Origin of the sequence: Paraglaciecola algarum, assembly GCF_021532655.1 — a bacterium.
GTDB classification, from domain to species: Bacteria; Pseudomonadota; Gammaproteobacteria; order Enterobacterales; family Alteromonadaceae; genus Paraglaciecola; species Paraglaciecola algarum.
Genome location: NZ_JAKGAS010000012.1, coordinates 40190 through 59815 on the forward strand (window position 1 = coordinate 40190; position 19626 = coordinate 59815).

Below are 19626 nucleotides of genomic sequence, written 5' to 3' on the forward strand. Positions count from 1 at the left end.
AAGTTGGAATGCTATGAAAATATTGATTAGAAATTTAGATAGAGAAACTACTGAGCAAGAGTTAACTGAAGCGTTTGAAAAATTTGGTAAGGTTCAATCTTGCGACATAGTTAAAGAGAAACATAACGGTTTGTCTAAAGGGTTTGGTTTTGTGGAAATGCCTAAGCCAGGTGATGCTAAAGCGGCGGTTAAGTCTTTGAATGACACTATGTTAGGGGCTAACAAGATTAGAGTGAAATATGCGGTAGACAAGGCCGTTGATGCTTCTCAAGACAATTCTAAATAAAAAGTGGCATAGTGAATATTTGATCGAGATTTTTAGCCATTAAAGCACCACTATCAAAATCAGATGTGATCAATATTCTGGCACAGCAGTTATCGGCTTTAACTAGACAGACGTTAACTAAACTGCCAGAACAAAAGCTTAAGTTAATTCTGCACGTTGGCACACCAAAAACAGGCACAACAAGTTTACAAACGTATCTTGACAAGAAACAACGTAAGCTCAGAGCTAAAGGTGTGCTATATCCCCACAATTTAGAAACCTTACCCAATCCTGATACCCCTAAACATCAGTGGTTTGAGAAAAACCTAGTTAATATTCATTTAGAAAACTTTGCGGCTAACTTTCAAAATATCATTGCTCAGGTAAAGCCAGAAACTCACACGATTATTTTGTCATCAGAAGGCATTTATAATTATTGGTGGGATTTTTCAGAGTCTTCAAAAGATTTGTTATCTCAGATGACTAGCCTGTTTGATATTCAGGTATGGGTATGGTTTAGAGAGCCTTTGGCGTTTATTGAAAGTTATTACAAGCAGTGTATTCGTAACCCTCAAGTAGCCAGCAATCCTTGTTATGGTAAAGATTTAAGTCTTGCTCAAATGCTCGATATAGAGTGGTTTGCTCAGCATTTGGATTATCAGAGGTTTGTGGACGAATGTCAGAATGTGTTTGGTACTGGCAATATTAGGGTGTTTGACTATAGAGGCGATGTAGTCCAGCAGGTTAGTGAATTTTTTGGCTTGTCTACTCCTCACGATAATCCAACACCAAGAAAAAATATTAGTTTAAACGCTGCCACAGCTGACATGATCAGAGTGATTAATCGAACTCAGGTTAAGCCTAAAGATAAAGAGTTATTAATTGCTCATTTAAAACAGATTAATCGGGTTTTAGATAATTATAATAATGTGAGTTTATTTGATGAAGAGGTGAGGTCTAAGGTATTAAGGTTGGCAAAACCAGTGGATTCAAAGCTGTTTTACTAACTTGAGTCTATGGCGTTAAGTCGCTGTATTAGCCTGTTAGCAAATAAAACAGGCCGTTATTTTTCAAACGACCTGCTAAGTACCTATCAAGATGGATTGGTATAACTATCCTTTATAACCGAAGAATTTCTTTTCGATTATGGTTTCAGACACAGCTTCAGGTAGACAAGCTTCCCAATCACCACGGCCTTTTGATAGTTTTTTCAATATTTCACGAGAGTAAATATGGAATAACTCTTTGTCACTACATTCGATACCAGAGATAAATCCGTTTTCTAAAAGGTGGCGGTATAAAAACCTAAGGTGGTCTTGTACTTTCACATTCGTAAACTCACTAATTTCACCTTCTTCATCTAGTTCTGGGTAGACAAACAAGCGGGTATTATCAGGGAATAGTTTACCAAATCCTTCTAATATTCCGCCTTCTACTCCTCGGTAAGAGTCTTCATTAAAGATTTGTTTGACGTTGATCATACCTACCACTATACCTATTTGTAGTTTGGTATATTGACGGAAGTAAGCTCTTAAAGAGAAATAACGCGTGTAATCCGAAATCATTACGTTATAACCAAGCTGGTTAAGCAGTTCAATACGTTGTACTAAGTCTGATTCGGGGACGTTGTTATCATGGCCATGGACATCGTTAAGAGATATCTCGGCAATAGCAATGGTATTGTCTTTATCTACACCATCTAATTGACTGAAGGCTTTTTTACCTTGCTCAATCATATCGACATTGAGGTTGGTGACCGGCCTGAAGGAGCCACGAATAGTCAGGACATTCTTTTTGTATAACATTTCAGCTGGAACGGCTACGCTGCCATCAGGGTTAAACATGATGCCGCGAGTTTTCCAACTACGGATTAAATGTAGATTGATGGCACGGTTATCAATATCTTCAAAATAAGGTCCTTGAAAATCAATCGAGTCAATTTCAATTCGGTTGGCTTTCATGTTGTCAGTTAACGAGGAAATAATTTGTTTTGGATTTTCGTAATAGAAGTAGGCGGCATAAATCAAATTCACACCAAGCACGCCTAAAGCTTGCTGTTGAGCTTCAGCGTTATCGTCTAACATGCGCACATGCACAACAATGTTTGAAGGTTCAGCGCCAGGATACATTTGAACACGAATACCGCACCAAGCATGGCACTCATTGGCTCGGTTAAAACTTTTGGCCGCTACCGTGGCAGCATAGGCAAAATAGCGTGAAGATTTAGAGCGGATATCACCAACACGGTCCACCACTAAATCAAATTCTTGTTCCATCATGGCACGAACGCGATTTTTACTTACGTAACGTCTATCTTCTTGTACACCGTAAATGGCGTCAGAAAACTTCATATCATAAGCTGACATGGTTTTCGCTATGGTGCCAGCAGCAGCGCCTGCTAAGAAAAACTGACGAGCCACTTCTTGACCTGCACCAATTTCAACTATGGTGCCGTATTTTTTTTCATCTAAATTTATTCGAAGGGCTTTTTGGCTGGTACTGCGATCGCTAACGTTGTTCTCTTGTTCGATTTTTCTGTCCATGATTTCTCCGACGAAATTGACAATGAAAAGATAGATAAATAGTGTAGCGTTTTTGATCCAAGCAATAAATCTAAATTTGCCGCTTATTATAAGTAATTCATTGAATACATTAGGAACATAACATTGGCTTGTCACTTTTTTCGACAGTTAATATCAACCCGTCAATATTAAAAGCTACGCTCACTACATCACCACTAGTTAGTTTTTCATCAAGTTGATTAATTCTGCCTAATTCGGTCACTAGTTCTTTAGATATTAACATCACTTCGTCATCGCAAGTTTTTAATTGCCAACCATTCGCCATCAACTCTAAAGCTGCTAGTTTTTTGTGATGTAAAGCAAACGTATTTTGTTGCTGTAAATAGGCTTGATAATGCTTTGCATGGCGGCTATTAATTTTTTCTCTATCGCTTGTCATAGGATGATGATCTAAAGAGTGAATATAAACCAAGTTATTAGAGGCTACCTGAAGAGGTGTATTTTCAACTGAATTATTGGCTTTTTGCAGACTAAACAAAGCAAATAATAAAAGTGTGCAAGCGGCAGTGGTGACATAAACAATGCGTTGAAATATAGGTTTATACTCTTTACGTTCTTTTTGTTTTAAGCGTACATTTTTCTCAATAGAAGCAGGTGCCATATGTGCAGATTTACGTTTTCTATATAGTTGCTCTAGAGAATATTCTTGATGTTCATTTTGATCAGCCATGATTAACCTCTTGGTACCTTTTTAGCTGTTTTCGTAAGTAGTCTTTGGCGTAGCGTAAACGGCTTTTTACCGTTTCTTTATTTGCATGAGTAATACGCGAAATTTCGTCTAAGCTAAAACCTTCTTGCTGCAGACAAAATGCTTCTTTTTGTTCAAATGTTAAGGCTAATAAAGCTTGGTTAAAGCGAGTATGTATATCTTGATTAGGCTCGTTAAGAATTCCATCTGGTTTGCCTTCAATATCTGCTTGGATATTGGTAATTAATTTGTTTGATCGAAATTCATCTATTAGTTGATTACGAGCTAAGGTAAACAACCAAGCTTTAAACTGCCCGGTATTTTGGTACAGATGCTTTTTTTCTATGACTTTAAGCCATGTTTTTTGGCATATGTCTTTGGCCAAGGTTGGATCTGACAAGGTAAGTGCAAAGTGATACAAGTCATTGCCATTTTCTTTATACAATTTAATCAGTAGTGTTTGGTCTCCCGTTTTAGCGTACTCCTGCATAACGCTTTCGTTACTAAATTTTTCAATAAAGTATGATTTTAAGGTAAACGCAAGACTCATAAACGCTCCTTATAATGAAAAACTTAAGCCAACATAAAACATACTTTCTGTTGGCAGTCCTTTTTCACTATAGCTGCTAATCAAGCTAAAGGTTTGGTTTAACTAGCTAATTTAAAATCTAACATGACCATCATGCCATCTTGTGGCTGAGGTTTGCCAGCGACAATATTCGGTTTGTATTTCCATTTAGATAACGCTCGTTTGGCGGCCTTATCAAATATGCGTTTGGGTTGTGCATCGATCACCTGGATATTTTCAACTGTGCCCATTGGTGTAATCGAAAATGCCAACCTAACCCAACCTTCGATGCCTTCACGTGCTGCAGGGGCTGGGTACTTAGGTTCAATTCTAACAATGGGTCTGGCTTCACCACCTGCCAATGTGAAAGTAGGTGTATCCGCTATTTTGATTGAGGGACCAGTGAAGGTATTGCCCAATAAGCCTGGATCCCAGTTGTCTTGAGTATTTGGTTCTTCTATCTGTGGAATAGCCTTGGGCATAGGTTTTGGTTTAGGCATAGGTTTAATGGGTGTTTTAGTAATAACGGGTGTGTCTGTAAAGTCATAAAATAGGTCTATAATTGGCCCTTGTTTGACTTGGGTTCGCGGTATTTGATTATTAGCTATAAGCTTTTGCATTCCCCAAAACAGCGCCAAGGTAATTGCTGCTGCGGGTATAATTATACTGACTAAGCTTTTTAGATTTAGATGAGATTGTGGAATATAAACTTGTGTTTGCATTATATATTTCTCCATTGGGTTCGTATAAGTAACGAACCACAAAGGAGAAAGGGGTTAAATTATTTTATCTAATTTAAAATTGATACTTCAAGCCAATGTGTGGTGCCTGACCAGATGTGTTAAACGCTGGCACATCCTGATAGTCAGTGTCAAAAGCATTTTCAATTCTAGCGTATATTGACAATTCTGGAAGAGCTTGATAGCGAGCACTTACATCAAATGTTTTGTAATTGTCTAAGCTAATACTTCCTTCGGTAAAGTTTCTAACAAAGCGCACAGACCCGGTAAAAGTCAGTTTGTTGAAGGCATAATCTACACTGAAATTTGTTAGGTTTTTGGGGCGGCGAATTCGTTGATCCCCAGCTGTATCTTGTGTTTTGTTATAGGTGTGATTAGCATAAACTCGCCAGTTATCAGCTATAGGGTAATCAAGTATAATTTCTATTCCTTTGGAAAATGACTTACCTGTATCTTGTAAATATCCAGAGAAAGTGGCTAAGTCAAAATAAATGCTGTTGTGGATGGTTTGATCAAAATAAACGAGTTCAAAGGAGCCACTTTTTTCGGTAGTTAACCCCAATGCTACTTCATACCCTTTTGACTCTTCTTGAATTAAATTGGTTTCTGAGGCCGGTGCGTAAGACCAAGGGCCTCGGTTATATTCAATTTCGTACAAACTGGGTGCTCTAAATCCAGTACCGTAAGCGCCACGCAATTTAACTTCATTGCCTGCTATGCTCCAAATATAGGCGCTGCTTAGGCGGTAAGTGGTGTGTTGACCAAAGTCGTCATTATCGTCATGACGAACTCCTAAGGTTGAAAACCAATTTTTTATGAGTTCGCTTTGGTATTCAATAAAGTATCCTTTGTTGTATCGATATTGTTGGGCAGAACTAATGCTTTCTTTTTCCCAATCGATCCCATATACCACGGCATGCTGCGAATTAAGTTCAGTATGACCTAAATATTCAAAACGCTCAGTAAAGCCTTTGGTTAGATAGCTAGATGATTGTTGATTGAAATTCTCTCGTTCAACTAAAGTTTTGGCAATCGATATCTCATGAGCTGAATGATTATTGTCATAGTTAAGTGCTGCGCGAAAGTTAGTTTGAGTAAACTCAGTTTGGCAATCATTGGTAGCTGATTCTCCAAAGCCACAGTTGTCAAAATCGCCTTTCCCTTGATTACTTCTTACGACTATTTGAGCCGATAACTCTGGGTTTAATTGATAGGCCAAGCGTGTATGGAGTGTATTGTTTGCATATCCATCTAAGTCTTGTGAAGTATCGTCTAAGCGAGAGTTGAAGCCCTGAGTATCAAAACTAGCGCCAGATAGGTAATAGTCAATAGACTCATAACGCCCACCAATATCACCTTTTACATTGGATGTATTATAACGGCCGGCTTCAGCGGCTAAACTTCCAGCTAACGGCGTTGAGTATTCAGGGCTAAATATGTTGATTACGCCTCCTGCATCCGCCCCGTAAGCCAGACCTTGTGAGCCGCGTAATATTTCAACTCGCTGAATATTGGCAGCTTGTAAGTGTCCAAGTTGGGGTTGCACTTGGGTGCCAGTGGGATCGGATATGTCTACACCGTCTATCCGAACTAAGGTGCGATATCCTTCTTCACCGCGCACACGCAAGGAGGTAGTGGTTCCGACTCCACCACTGTTTGTCACGCCAATAGCTGCTTGGTTTTTTAAAACATCAGTGAGGTTTGCATATCCTCTAGCTTCAATCTGCTGCTGGTTGATCACAGAAACTGATGTGGCTATTTCTCTAAGCGGCATGGCCACTTTGCTTGAAACCACGGCAATTTTTTCGATGGATTGTTCTTCATTTTGCTGACTGTTAGCAAAAATGGAAGGGGTTATAAGCGCTAATGTAATACCAATAGCTAATGGTTTGTGTTGCATAAAATCCTCAATCTATAAAAGGTAAAACGATTGAGAGAGGGGGTAAAGAAGATGTAATACCTGAATAGTTCAGCATATAGCCTGTAAGGCTAGAGAGATTTTTTATCACAAAAAAACGTATTAACATGCTAATGAAGCCCGCCGCTCCATACGTATATAATAACTATCATTAGGCCGGTGTCGGGCTAGGCTAAATATTCATCACAAATGCTTAACTTACCGTTGCGGGGGCAGCGGTGGAATAATACCAATTGCTAAAACAACTGATAACCACACTTCCCGTTTACCCTATCCAGATAACAATTAAGCTACCGATAGGCACCTAGAATAGCGGCGCTGAAGATACGTTCTGCACAATTGAAAGTCAAATTATTAAAACAGTTCTGAGTTAAATTAAGTGCAAGTCGACAATCAAAAAAGCACTTTGTATATGTGATAGAGGCTAATTTGATGCAGCTGAATAACCTATTCCAAAATAGCTGTTTAATAAGCTTGTTTTTACTTTTTAATTATAAATAAAAACTGTTATTTTACGTCAGCAATTTTGCCTTTGATTATGAGTGATAAGACAGTGAGTAATGTAGATTTAACTAGCCTGAATGTGGCTAAATTTGGTGGTACAAGTGTTGCTAATTTTGCATCCATGCAGAACTGCGCCAATATTATTAAAAACAACTCAAATACCCGAGTAGTAGTGGTTAGCGCTTCAGCAGGTGTAACCAACTTATTAGTAGATATTGCTCATACCGCTATGTCTAAAGATCAAATCAAACAAAAATTAACAGAAATTAAAGCTATTCAGTATGCCATTTTAAATGATTTAGAAACGCCAGAAAACGTAGCTGATAAACTTGAACAGTTGTTAACATCATTGGCTGACCTAGCACTGCATGAAGAAATTAACCATAGAGCTGATTTAAAAGATGCCTTGTTGTCGCACGGTGAAAGAATGTCATCTTTATTGTTTAGCCAAGTATTACAACAAATAGGTGTAAGTGCTGAAAATTTTGATGTACGTAATGTATTGAAAACAGACAGCCAATTTGGCAAAGCTACGCCTGATTTAGAGGCGATCAAACAAAATGCTGAGCAATTAATGCTTCCTTCATTAACCAGCACAGTGTTTGTTACCCAGGGATTTATTGGTTCGGATGCTCAAGGTGTCACCACTACTTTAGGTCGAGGTGGGTCTGATTTTACTGCGGCCTTGATTGCTGAAGCCTTAGGTGCTAGCACCTGTGAAATTTGGACTGATGTGATTGGGGTGTATACAACCGATCCTCGTATTACCTCTGCTGCACGTCCATTGCCAGAATTAAGTTTTGAAGAAGCCGCTGAAATGGCCACTTTTGGCGCTAAGGTATTGCACCCTGCGACTATGGAGCCGGCACTAAGACAAGATATAAAAGTGTTTGTAGGCTCAAGTCGCGAACCAGAAAAAGGCGGTACTTGGATTGTTAGAGACTGTGAAACAGAGCCTGCTTACCGTGCCATCACACGTCGTAAAGAGCAAGTCATGGTAACGGTAAAAACACCTAAAATGATGTACGCTCAAGGCTTTTTGCAAAAAGTATTTACTATCATAGCTAAACATAAGCTTAGTGTTGATTTGGTGACGACTTCTGAGATATCAGTAGCTTTCACTTTAGACAACCCAGCAAACTCTGTGGTAGAACAATTAAATCGTGCAACACTTGATGAATTAAGAGAGTTTTGTGAGGTGTTGGTTGAAGATAACTATGATCTTGTCACTGTTGTTGGCAATAATATGCACAGTGAAGCGGGCGTGTCTAATCGTATATTTAATGCGGTTGCAGAGTACAACTTACGCATGATTTGTTACGGTGCTAATCCGCATAATCTATCATTATTGGTAAGCGCCCAAGCGAGTTCAGATGTAGTTTGCTCGTTACATAAAGCTTTATTCGAATAAGAGATGAAAAATGAATGATAAACCCCAGTCAACAAAAGGCGTTTATCATTCACCTTTATCAAAATTGTTTGCTCGCCAACAGCCTAAAGTAAAGGCTAAAAAGGGCGTGGCTCGTTTGTTGATGGCTTATGCTGAAGGTGATACACAACGCATTGCCAGTTTGATTAAAACTTGGTTAGAAGCTGATGATTGAGCATTATTCATTTGCCTCTTATTCATTTTCCTCTTATTCGTCGAACTAAAAACATACACCAAAGATAAACAGCCCCTAGGCTTTAGAGCTAGATTGTCCCATAGATTAGAAAATATAGGGGATAACCTGAGTGACTAACAATTTAGCTATAATTGTATAAAAACCATACTGGCATAGAGCACACTAAAGTATAATTGTAATTTATTGGCAAATATTTATTATTTAGATACCCGAATTTAAGCTAGACTGCTTAATAATAACCTAGTTACAAGTATTAATAATATGAAGTTAACTCAGAACTTAAACCTTATAGATCGCTCAGCAAGAGGAATAATTGGTGTTTTAGTGACACTATTTGCCTTATTTAATGGATCGTATATTGAAGAGCCCATTATCGAAATACTGTTAGGGATATTCGGGGTGTTAAATTTGATTTCACTATTTAGTGGTTGGTGTCCTGTGTATCAAATTGCTGGATTAAGCACTCGATCAGAGCGATAAATGAGGTACGTCAAATACACAACTCAATATCAGAAAATATAAGAGATAAATCATTAAAAACGCGCCTTATTCTCGCTTGTTTAGGTGTATCGTTTTTTGCTTCAGTCGTTTATATTTTAGTGTCTTACAGGTTAACGTCTGATCTTATCATTCAAACTGAATTGTCGGCAATGGAAAAGCAATTAAGCTTTATACATAGTGAACTTGTTCATGATCAAAACAACGATATAAACCAACCTTTCCAAGAATCTGTTAAATGGCTAATCGATAAAAGCGAAAACACTGGCCTATATGTAAACATCATACCGCTAAAAACTGTCACTGATAAACACTGGCAACTCGCAAAAAAAATCAGTAATACTAATTTACAAGAATTGCTAGCAAAACTGCCGGACGTATCCCCTAATGATTTTGGTGAGATAAAATCTGGTGATAATAATTATCTTTGGTACAGGTTTTCTGGTAGCGATTTTAAAATTCTATTAATTACCGAAACAACAGCCTTAGATAAAGCAATGGTTTATGTCTCAAAACGTTTGTTGTTGGTGTCTGCAATAGTGTTGTGGTTAGTTATATGGTTAGCGCTGGCTATGTCTACACAGATAATAAAGCGAGTCGAATCCAAGAATAAACAATTGGCTAAAATGGCCACTCATGATTCTCTAACGGGCCTGCCCAATCGGTTGTATTTGGAAGAACAATTAAACCAAGATTTATTAAATGTTTCCAATCAAGACATTCCAATGGAAGGCTGCCTTTTCATGATTGATTTGGATAAATTTAAAGAAGTGAATGATTCTTTTGGTCATTCAGCTGGAGATTTCTTGTTAAAAGAGGTGGCTAAACGATTAACTGATTTATTAACGTCAAACCAATTGTTAGTGAGAGTAGGGGGAGATGAATTTATAATTTGGGCACCACAACTCACTATTGAAGATGCACAAATTGTGGCGAAGCAACTAGTTAAAGAATGTGATGAACCGATTATGATCAATAAACTAGCTGTGAATACAGGGGCAAGTATTGGTATTGCTCATTATCCGTCGCAAGCCAACACAATAGAAATGTTAATAGTGTGTGCGGATACTGCTATGTATAAAGCGAAACAAATGCATATTGGTTGGCATTTATTTGATGAGCTTAATATTCAAGATTATAAAAATCGCTTGAGTTTACGTTCTGAACTCAATGATGCCTTACTCGAACGCCAAATTAAATTGCATTATCAACCTAAACTCGCACTTCAAACATCTGATATTGTTGGCGTTGAAGCATTGGCTCGCTGGCATCACCCCCAAAAAGGCATTCTTTCGCCATTTCACTTTATTGAATTAATCGAACAAAGTGGTCGTGTTCAAGAGTTTGGCCGTTACATCATAAGATTAGCAATTGAACAATTAGCCCAGTGGAAGGAATTAGGTATTACTATGCCTATTGCAGTTAACCTTTCACCCTATAATTTATTAGATTTGGAACTTGTTGATTTCATTCAACAGCTACTTAACAAATATGATGTTAGTGCTAACCAATTGGAGATAGAGCTAACAGAAAATGAAACGAGTCTTAATATTGATATAATTAGTGTTCAATTGGAAAAGCTAAGTAAGATAGGGGTTATACTAGCAATTGACGATTTTGGTACAGGCATGAGCTCGTTAGCTTATATCGCAAATTTAAATGTGAATGTGATAAAAATAGACCGTGCTTTTATTATCGATATTTTAACCAATAGAAAACATAAAGCCATTGTTGCAGCTACAATTCGCTTGTCTCAGGCACTAAATTGCAAAATGGTTGCGGAAGGAATAGAAGATGAAGAACAATTATTGTTGTTGATGAAAATGGGCTGCGAGTTTGGACAAGGTTACTATTTTTCAAAGCCAATACCCATACAAGAAATGACGGAGCAATTAAATAACACTATTCAGGCCTAAGCTCATTATTCAAATCTAGGTCGCCTTCGTTTTGATACAAAGATCAACACCCTCAAATAAAGTAGTATTCCAGATGTATCCCTACAAATAGAAAATACATTCAACAGCCCGTATAGTATTCAGCGGATTTGTTATTATTTTTGTCTAAAACAAAAAGTCAGATAGCTTGTTAATTCTACCTGTATCTGATTCTTTTCTTGGAGGTATCTGTTCTATCCGGTTTCACTCTGCTTTTCACTGCCTTATACTGCTTGCAATTAGATTAATACTAAAAAGGTTTACGAATTAACATGGCCAAACATCCAATTACTGATGTCCCTACTAGCGTGTATACGCTTGATGATTTAGCTAAGTTAACTGATTACTCCTTATTGGATAACCTTAACTGCGACCCTGATGCTACTGAAACTGGTGATGATTATCAGCCAAGGCAAGTTTTTTCTGGGCATTATGTGCCGGTTAAACCTACGCCAATTGCTAGTCCTTTATATGTTGCTCATAGTCATACCTTCTTCGCTGAGCTAGGTTTTGACCACAACCTAGCTCAAACTCATGACTTTGCTCGACTATTTTCTGGAGATATATCTGATATCCCTGCGCCAATGCGACCTTACGGCTGGGCTACAGGGTATGCACTGTCGATATACGGTACTGAATATATTCATCAATGCCCTTTTCGAACAGGCAATGGATATGGTGACGGGCGAGCCGTATCTGTGCTTGAAACTGTGATTAATGGTAATCGCTGGGAGATGCAGTTAAAAGGCGGTGGGCCTACTCCTTACTGTCGTGGCGGCGATGGTAGGGCAGTATTACGTTCCAGTGTTAGGGAATTTTTAGTCCAAGAACATATGTATGCTTTGGGTGTGCCCACGTCTCGTTCTTTATGTTTGTTTGTTTCCCAAACAGAACAAGTAAATCGTCCTTGGTACTCAGAAGGTTCATATTCCACTAACCCAGATATAACTGTATCGAACCCAGTGGCGATTTCTACCCGAGTTGCGCCATCGTTTTTACGAGTAGGCCAACTTGAACTTTTTGCTCGTCGCGCTCGTTTTAATTCCCACCCCGAAGCATTACAAGAGTTGGAGAAGATTGTTTTACACCTGATTGAGCGCGAATACCAAAATGAGGTCAATCATGAGCTGGCCTTAGCAGAGCAAATATTACAACTAGCCAGCGCATTTCGTGAACGATTAACCACTTTAATAAGCCACTGGATGCGGGTGGGTTACTGCCAAGGTAATTTTAACAGCGATAACTGCGCGGCTGGTGGTTATACCCTTGACTACGGTCCATTTGGTTTTGTTGAGCGTTTTGAACCTTATTTCCAACCCTGGACGGGTGGTGGACAACATTTTTCGTTTTTCAATCAAGGAGCCGCTGCCAAGACAAATTTTGATATGTTTTGTAAATCTCTTCAACCATTACTTACGTCAACTCCCGAAGCGCTTGAAGAATTAAACCAAATAAACCTTGGGTTTGATTCAATCATGCAACAGAAAATGGATAAGATGTGGGCGGCCAAACTTGGGCTAGAAACGTTTAATTCAGAACTATTTAAACAGTTGATTAGGCTAATGGCGCAAAGCTCTGTAGATTTCACCATTTTCTTTCGTGAGCTTTCGAATATCCCTGAAGATATTTCAGAATTGAGCAAAAGCTTCTACGAAACGCCAAACGATGTTTTAAATGAGCAATGGTTATTGTGGTTACAGAATTGGCGAAGCTTGATAAATGCAGATGAAGACATCAATAAAATATCGCAAAAAATGCAGCAAGTTAATCCTAAGTACACATGGCGAGAATGGTTAGTGGTACCAGCTTATCAACAAGCAAGTGTGGGGGATTTTGCACTTATACATGAATTACAACAAGTGTTAACTCAGCCTTTTGAACTGCAGTCACCAGAGGTTGAAAGTAAATATGACCGTTTAAAACCTAAGGAGTTCTTTGCCGCTGGTGGCGTGTCACAATACAGTTGCTCTTCTTGATTAGGCTAAAGTATTTTAGTTATTTAAAAAGTACACATTTTGTGTGGTGCAGTTGTCAGCATATTTTACAGTATTACTAAGCGTTATTGTTTTTCATGAAATAAATTCAATTAAATCAATCAACTGTATTTTCGGTACTTTTTTTGCGTGTAACCAATTAGCATTGAACCTTACTGAGTACAAGAGTGGTATTTAAATGAAAAAATTAAAGGTTTTGATTTCAGCACTGTTCTTATTATTGCCATTTACGTCCAATGCAACGCTTATCGGTACACAAGTAGGCTGCTCAATCTCGCCAAGCCCAAATTGGGTTTGTAGCCAGTCTTCAAATACTATTGGAGCAGGAGTTGAGTTCGAATTAGATCTTCCACAAAGTACTGATTCCTTTGGGTTTTCTGTTGATATCTATGATACGTCTATTTTGATATCAAATATTGAGGATAATGTATTTGGACTAGGGGCAGGTGAATTATTTACGCTAACCTTTGATGTTGATATTCTTGGAATATCAAGCTTCTTAGCGTCTGATGTAACGGTAATTTCGAGTTCATCGATTTCATATCTTAATAATATCTTATCAATCGATTTAAATAACGATTCAGTATGGCAAGTTGGGTCTTTTGTCTCATTTAATTTGGATGTAAACACAGTGACTGGACCTGGCGCAACTCCTGCTCCAGAACCTACTCCTTTAGTTTTATTAGGACTGGGTTTAGTTGGGATAGGTTATGCAAGAAAAAAGAGAGCTGTTTAGTCAAAATTGCTATTTTATTGTCCTAGAATAATTTGATGATATACAAGCCAGTATTTTTGCTGGCTTTTTTATTTGTATATTTAAATTTGGTTTCGTGTTTACTAATCTTTCATTTAAATTGACTACGTCAGAAGGGAATAAAGCTAATTTTCCAGCACAATACCCAGTGTATCACTGCTATGCATTCGTATGCACTTTTACCTTTTTTTAACAAAAAGGTAGCATAATGCTCAGTAGAGGATTTGCTTGAAATTCTCGTGTTTACAATTAGGTAAATTAGATCATGTATAAAATGAATGGTAGAAAAATTAACGGACTATTATCCGTCATTATCGCTTTTACCTTTTTCACTCCCTCACTAAACGCTCAAGAAACGCTTTACAACTCAAGCCATTCAGCTGCCAGAAACTGGAATGAAGCTTTATTGTTTGCTATTCGTCATGATTTTGCTCGCCCCACTGTGCATGCTAGAAACCTTTATCATTCTTCGGCTTTAATGTACGACCTTTGGTCTATTTTTGATGATGTCGCAGCCCCTGTTTTCTTGGGAAAGAATACTGAATTGGATGCATGTGCTTTTAATACTGCAGATAAACAGCAACTGTTAGATAATGAAATAGATAAACCTAAAGCGGTTGAAACTGCTATTAGTTATGGCATGTATCGGTTGTTAACCCACAGGTTCGCAAACTCCCCAGGAGCTGTACAAAGCCAAACTGAATTTGTTGAGATGGCTAATTTTTATGGAGTAGATAGAAACAATCAGTCTGTTGATTTTACCAGCGGTGCAGCTAGCGCCTTAGGTAATTATGTGGCTAATTGTTTGATTGAATATGGTAAACAGGATGGGGCAAATGAAGCAAACGACTATGCTAATACTGTGTATCAGCCAAAGAATTTTCCATTAGATCCAAGCCAACCGGGTAACCTGATGTTGGCTGATACTAATAGGTGGCAACCTCTTAAATTAGATGTGTTTATCGATCAAGCGGGTAATGAAACCGACACTCCACCTTTTTTAGGTGCCGAATGGGGCCAAGTTAAACCATTTGCCTTAATGGATGAAGATCTCGACATTTTGCAACGAGATGGTGTCGATTTTTGGGTTTATCATGATCCCGGTGCACCAGCGTATTTGGATCAACAAGGAACGACTAGTGCCGAATATCAATGGGGCCATGCCTTAGTGGCTATATGGTCTTCTCATTTAGATCACACCGATGGTGTGACTATTGATATATCACCTAATTCAATCGGCAACACCACAGAGCTACCGCAAAGTATTGCAGGATTGCGAGAGTTTTATTCAACTAATGACGGCGGTTCCACTGATGCGGGACACTCTGTTAATCCAGCTACTAACGCACCTTACGAAACCCAATTGGTACCAAGGGGGGATTATACCCGAGTATTAGCCGAGTTCTGGGCTGATGGTCCTGATTCTGAAACGCCACCTGGCCATTGGTTTACTATTTTAAATGACTTGGTGTCGGATCATGCTGATTTCTCTAAACAGTATAAAGGAGCAGGTGAGCCACTTAGTGATCTTGAGTGGGATATCAAAGCGTATTTGACTTTAGGTGGTGCGGTGCATGACTCGGCAATTAGTGCTTGGGGTATCAAAGGTTGGTATGACTATATCCGTCCTATTTCGGCGATTCGACATATGGCGCAGTGGGGACAAAGTTCAAATCCTGAACTTGCTAATTATCATGAAAATGGCTTGCCATTGGTTGACGGATTTATTGAACTTGTTACCACGAATGATCCTTTGGCCGGTGATACCGCTCAACACGTGGGTAAAGTGAAATTATTAGCCTGGAAAGGGCCATCGGCAATTATTGACCCACAGACGGATACAGCTGGGGTGGATTGGATCTTGGCTGAAAACTGGTGGCCTTATCAACGACCTAGTTTTGTCACTCCTCCTTTTGCAGGGTATGTCTCGGGTCACTCAACCTTCTCAAGAGCCGCTGCCGAAGTGTTAACGCTACTCACGGGGAACGAATTTTTTCCAGGGGGCATGGGCGAGTTTGTGGCTAAGAAAAACGAATTTTTAGTGTTTGAACAAGGCCCAAGTACAGATATTAAATTGCAATGGGCCACCTATACAGATGCGTCTGATCAAACTAGCCTGTCCAGAATCTGGGGAGGAATTCATCCCCCAGTAGATGATGTGGCGGGACGCAGAGTAGGTATAAAAGTTGGCCAAGCAGCCTTTGCCTTAGCTGAGCAATACTTTACTGGAGAGATACAGTCACTTGCTGATCCAGTTGTGGTTGAGCCTCCGCCAGTTGTTACGCCTCCTGTTGTTACGCCTCCTGTTGTCACGCCACCTGGAGGGGCAGATTCAAGTGGGGGCGGATCATTACTTTGGTTAATAGCTATATTATTCGGGGCTTTGAGTTATCGTTGTTATGCTCGCACCGGCTCTAACATTCAGTGCTATGGATAATTAGCGCCAATCTTTGGCGTTTCGTGAAGACCTACTACCTCGCCCATTGTGTTTGCCTTTGGGCGCAGGGTCGGCTTCAAAATTACCGTATAGTTCGTCATCTTGTGACCTTGCCGGTTTTTTATTATTTGAATTTTTGAGTGTCTTATTACTGGCTTTTTTTATGGGGGGAGGCTTCTTGTTAATCGTTATAGGAGCAAAACCTTGAATGACTTCTTGGTTTAACTTACGTCCTATTAGCCGTTCAATTGCATCGAGCTGTTTGGTTTCGTCTGCACTAAATAACGAAAGGGCTAATCCTGAACTACCTGCCCGTCCAGTGCGTCCAATACGATGTACGTAATCTTCTGGGACATAGGGCATGTCAAAGTTTATTACACAAGGTAGTTGGCTAATATCAATGCCTCTGGCGGCGATATCAGTAGCGACTAAAACACTTATTTCACCCGATTTAAATCCCTCTAAGACTAGTGTGCGAGCATGTTGAGTTCGGTTTGCATGAATTGATTCAGCGTTAATACCCGTATTATTTAGCTGTGCAGCCAAACTATCAGCCCCTTTTTTAGTACGGCTAAACACTAGTACTTGAGGCCATTTATGCTTTGTAATTAAGAACGTTAATAATTCGCTCTTGCGGGTTTTGTCGACAGGGTGGAGTGTTTGTTTAATTGTATCTAAAGTGCTATTGGCAGTGCTAGCTTCGATTAATACCGGATGGTTTAACATGCTCTTGGCTAAAGATTTGATGTCTTTTGAAAATGTGGCAGAGAACAACAAACTTTGGCGTGTGTTTGGCAATAGAGTTTGGATACGATTTATCTCGTTACTAAAACCTAGATCTAACATGCGATCAGCTTCGTCTAACACCAGAATTTCTAACTGTTCAAAATGAATGGCTTGTTGGTTATACAAGTCAAGTAATCGGCCTGGAGTGGCAACCAGTATATCTAAACCACTTTGCAATTGTGCTATTTGAGGTTCAATTCTAACGCCACCAAAAACCACCCCATAGCGCAGATTTATATGCTGGCTATAGGTTGCGACACTCTTGGCTACTTGTGCAGCAAGTTCGCGAGTGGGTGTGATAATTAATGCCCGAGTATGTTTGGGTTTTGGCTTCGATTGGCTTAATAACTGAATTATTGGAAGGCAAAAGCTAGCAGTTTTGCCTGTGCCAGTATGTGCAGCGGCCATAACATCACGCTTGTTAAGTATGGCGGGAATCGATTTCATTTGTATCTGGGTAGGTATTTTATAACCTTGCTGTGTAACGGTTTTTATTAACTCATTATTTAGACCTAAACCGCTAAATGACATAAAACTAAATTCCTGTGTAACAAGGTTGTGGATGTTGCTAACTTAGGGCGGCATAGTAAGGCACATCCAATACTTTTACAAAAAGCGATTTTATCAGTCATCTCTAGTGATGGTAATAAATTGGTTGATGTTTAAGTCTGTTAATTCACTTTGTTTTCCATCGGGCCAAATGATTTTAACTTGGGTTAACTTTGTTGCTTGGCCTAGGCCAAAGTGAGCTTCCACAGGGTTTTGTGAAACATAATTATTACTGGTTCTCAATTCGCGCATTTGTTCAGTGTTATTGGCAGTAATAATTATTCGCGCGCCTAGGGCTTGAGTATTTTTAGATTTTTCGCGAAGTTTTATATTGACAAAGTTATTGATACTGCCGGAATTACAAAACAGTTTTGGTGGCTGATTATAATTGGCCACGTACAAATCCAAGTCTCCATCTTTATCATAATCAAAACACACTAGCCCACGTCCCATATCGTTATCGATAATGCCAGCCTGCTCAGATGATTCGGTAAAGGTACCGTCACCATTTGACATAAACAAACGAGAAGGGTCTTCTAAAAAGCGTTCATCAATATTTTCACCTTGCATACCGTTTACATGAAAAATATCTAAATTAGTGTCATTGTCAAAGTCAGCAAAACAAGCTCCCCATCCCCAATAACCGTCCCGAACACCAGCTTCATCGGTTTTGTCAATGAAAGTACCATCCCCTTGATTTTGGTATAACCGGTTACCTGGGGTTAGTGACCCAAAGTGAGTGACTCCGTCTTTAAATGTGATGGCAGAGACAAACCAATCAATGTCGCCATCATTGTCGTAATCACCAATTGCCGAGCCCATGCCAGCATTATCGCTAATGATTTCTCTATCAGTTGTATCAGAGAAGGTTCCGTCTTTATTGTTAATAAAAATTCTGGTGCGATGGTTATCAGACACCAACAACAAGTCTTGCCAGCCATCGTTGTTAATGTCAGCAAAGTTGGGAGTGAATGATTTGTCGCGGGTGCCAAATTGTTGCATGACCTCTGTGATCCCGACCTCAGTGCTTACATCGGTAAAGGTATTATCTCCATTGTTGCGCCAAAAATATGGGTAGTGTTCTTCTGATACTGAGCTCCAATGGGTAATAACTAAATCCAAATCATCATCTTTATCATAATCGCCCCATGTAGCCCCAAAATTGTTACCTGGTAAGACTAAACCTGAACTTTGAGTAATATCTAAAAACTTGTCGTTGGCTCTGCTTAAAAACAATTTTGGTGCCGAACCACCCACACTGCCAACAAACAAATCTAAACGTCCATCACCATCTAAATCACCAAATGCAGGACCACTTCCGCGAAATAATTGATTCACCTCTGCAAATTCGGCCACATCAGAAAATGTACCGTCAGCCATGTTTTTTAATAACAAGTTGGGCTGACCATCGCCACCCACCGCGTATAAATCAACCCAACCATCATTATCAAAATCACCAGCGGCAATACCGCCAGACATCTCTAAAATCCCGTCACCATTGGGCATGGAGTGGCTATAATTTATTCCTGCAAGTGATGTGATATCCACAAAATTGAGCTCTGCTGGGGCGTTATTTGCTGAGTGGCATTGGTGAGACGTATTGTCATTAGGATCAACTGACTCGACTAATACGGCTACACCAGTTCTTGTCGCAGGAGGAGTAACGGCTGGGGGAGATGTAGGCTGTACAGGCGAGCTGCTAGAGCCTCCTCCACAGCTTACTAATGAAAATAAAACCAATGGTGAAATAAGATAGGGAAGTAAATTTGTATTCATAATGTGTA

Annotated in this window: 16 protein-coding genes and 1 riboswitch; of the genes, 9 read left to right on the top strand and 7 right to left on the bottom strand. The window is 39.3% G+C overall.

The window, feature by feature from the left end; translation table 11 throughout:
- The first annotated feature begins 13 nt into the window (after nucleotides 1-13).
- Together L0668_RS17450 and L0668_RS17455 are read left to right on the top strand one after the other, a co-directional pair.
- Nucleotides 14-286, top strand: coding sequence for an RNA recognition motif domain-containing protein (locus L0668_RS17450; protein WP_235314013.1), 273 nt, complete (start codon nucleotides 14-16; stop codon nucleotides 284-286).
- A 74-nt stretch (nucleotides 287-360) separates the two neighbouring features.
- On the top strand, nucleotides 361-1272 hold the full coding sequence (locus tag L0668_RS17455; RefSeq protein WP_235314068.1) for a sulfotransferase family protein: 912 nt from the start codon (nucleotides 361-363) through the stop codon (nucleotides 1270-1272).
- A 105-nt stretch (nucleotides 1273-1377) separates the two neighbouring features.
- On the opposite strand, the gene L0668_RS17460 is transcribed toward L0668_RS17455, so the two are convergent.
- The 5 genes from L0668_RS17460 to L0668_RS17480 all read right to left on the bottom strand — a co-directional run bounded on the left by L0668_RS17460 (nucleotide 1378) and on the right by L0668_RS17480 (nucleotide 6743).
- A complete protein-coding gene (locus L0668_RS17460; protein ID WP_235314014.1) occupies nucleotides 1378-2808 on the bottom strand; it encodes a TonB-dependent receptor in 1431 nt (476 codons plus the stop codon).
- Between the two features lie 109 nt (nucleotides 2809-2917).
- The gene (locus L0668_RS17465) at nucleotides 2918-3517 is read right to left on the bottom strand and encodes a hypothetical protein (protein ID WP_235314015.1); all 600 of its coding nucleotides are present in this window, start codon (nucleotides 3515-3517) and stop codon (nucleotides 2918-2920) included.
- Complete coding sequence (locus tag L0668_RS17470; protein ID WP_235314016.1) at nucleotides 3510-4085, bottom strand: RNA polymerase sigma factor; 576 nt, start codon at nucleotides 4083-4085, stop codon at nucleotides 3510-3512. Before L0668_RS17470 ends, L0668_RS17465 begins: the two co-directional genes overlap by 8 nt.
- Before the next feature lie 98 nt (nucleotides 4086-4183).
- Nucleotides 4184-4825, bottom strand: coding sequence for an energy transducer TonB (locus L0668_RS17475; RefSeq protein WP_235314017.1), 642 nt, complete (start codon nucleotides 4823-4825; stop codon nucleotides 4184-4186).
- A 73-nt stretch (nucleotides 4826-4898) separates the two neighbouring features.
- Nucleotides 4899-6743 carry a TonB-dependent receptor plug domain-containing protein gene (locus L0668_RS17480; protein ID WP_235314018.1) on the bottom strand — a complete coding sequence of 615 codons (1845 nt, stop codon included), beginning with the start codon at nucleotides 6741-6743 and terminating at the stop codon, nucleotides 4899-4901.
- A gap of 155 nt (nucleotides 6744-6898) precedes the next feature.
- Nucleotides 6899-7083, bottom strand: a riboswitch (cobalamin riboswitch).
- Between the two features lie 216 nt (nucleotides 7084-7299).
- Here L0668_RS17480 and lysC point away from each other — a divergent pair.
- From lysC to L0668_RS17515, 7 genes are all read left to right on the top strand, one after another.
- Nucleotides 7300-8676 (top strand): lysine-sensitive aspartokinase 3, encoded by a 1377-nt coding sequence (gene lysC, locus L0668_RS17485; protein WP_235314019.1) that lies wholly within the window; start codon nucleotides 7300-7302, stop codon nucleotides 8674-8676.
- A 10-nt stretch (nucleotides 8677-8686) separates the two neighbouring features.
- Nucleotides 8687-8869, top strand: coding sequence for a hypothetical protein (locus L0668_RS17490; RefSeq protein ID WP_235314020.1), 183 nt, complete (start codon nucleotides 8687-8689; stop codon nucleotides 8867-8869).
- Nucleotides 8870-9151: 282 nt separating this feature from the next.
- A complete protein-coding gene (locus L0668_RS17495) occupies nucleotides 9152-9370 on the top strand; it encodes a YgaP family membrane protein (RefSeq protein WP_235314021.1) in 219 nt (72 codons plus the stop codon).
- A 170-nt stretch (nucleotides 9371-9540) separates the two neighbouring features.
- A complete protein-coding gene (locus tag L0668_RS17500; protein WP_235314022.1) occupies nucleotides 9541-11304 on the top strand; it encodes a putative bifunctional diguanylate cyclase/phosphodiesterase in 1764 nt (587 codons plus the stop codon).
- A gap of 290 nt (nucleotides 11305-11594) precedes the next feature.
- On the top strand, nucleotides 11595-13298 hold the full coding sequence (locus L0668_RS17505; protein ID WP_235314023.1) for a protein adenylyltransferase SelO: 1704 nt from the start codon (nucleotides 11595-11597) through the stop codon (nucleotides 13296-13298).
- A 196-nt stretch (nucleotides 13299-13494) separates the two neighbouring features.
- Nucleotides 13495-14052 carry a PEP-CTERM sorting domain-containing protein gene (locus L0668_RS17510; protein WP_235314024.1) on the top strand — a complete coding sequence of 186 codons (558 nt, stop codon included), beginning with the start codon at nucleotides 13495-13497 and terminating at the stop codon, nucleotides 14050-14052.
- Between the two features lie 283 nt (nucleotides 14053-14335).
- Nucleotides 14336-16507, top strand: coding sequence for a vanadium-dependent haloperoxidase (locus L0668_RS17515; RefSeq protein WP_235314025.1), 2172 nt, complete (start codon nucleotides 14336-14338; stop codon nucleotides 16505-16507).
- On the opposite strand, the gene L0668_RS17520 is transcribed toward L0668_RS17515, so the two are convergent.
- Both L0668_RS17520 and L0668_RS17525 read right to left on the bottom strand, forming a co-directional pair.
- Nucleotides 16508-17824 carry a DEAD/DEAH box helicase gene (locus L0668_RS17520; RefSeq protein WP_235314026.1) on the bottom strand — a complete coding sequence of 439 codons (1317 nt, stop codon included), beginning with the start codon at nucleotides 17822-17824 and terminating at the stop codon, nucleotides 16508-16510.
- Between the two features lie 93 nt (nucleotides 17825-17917).
- Nucleotides 17918-19618: a CRTAC1 family protein gene (locus L0668_RS17525; protein WP_235314027.1), complete on the bottom strand. Its 1701-nt coding sequence runs from the start codon at nucleotides 19616-19618 to the stop codon at nucleotides 17918-17920.
- Nucleotides 19619-19626: the final 8 nt, after the last annotated feature.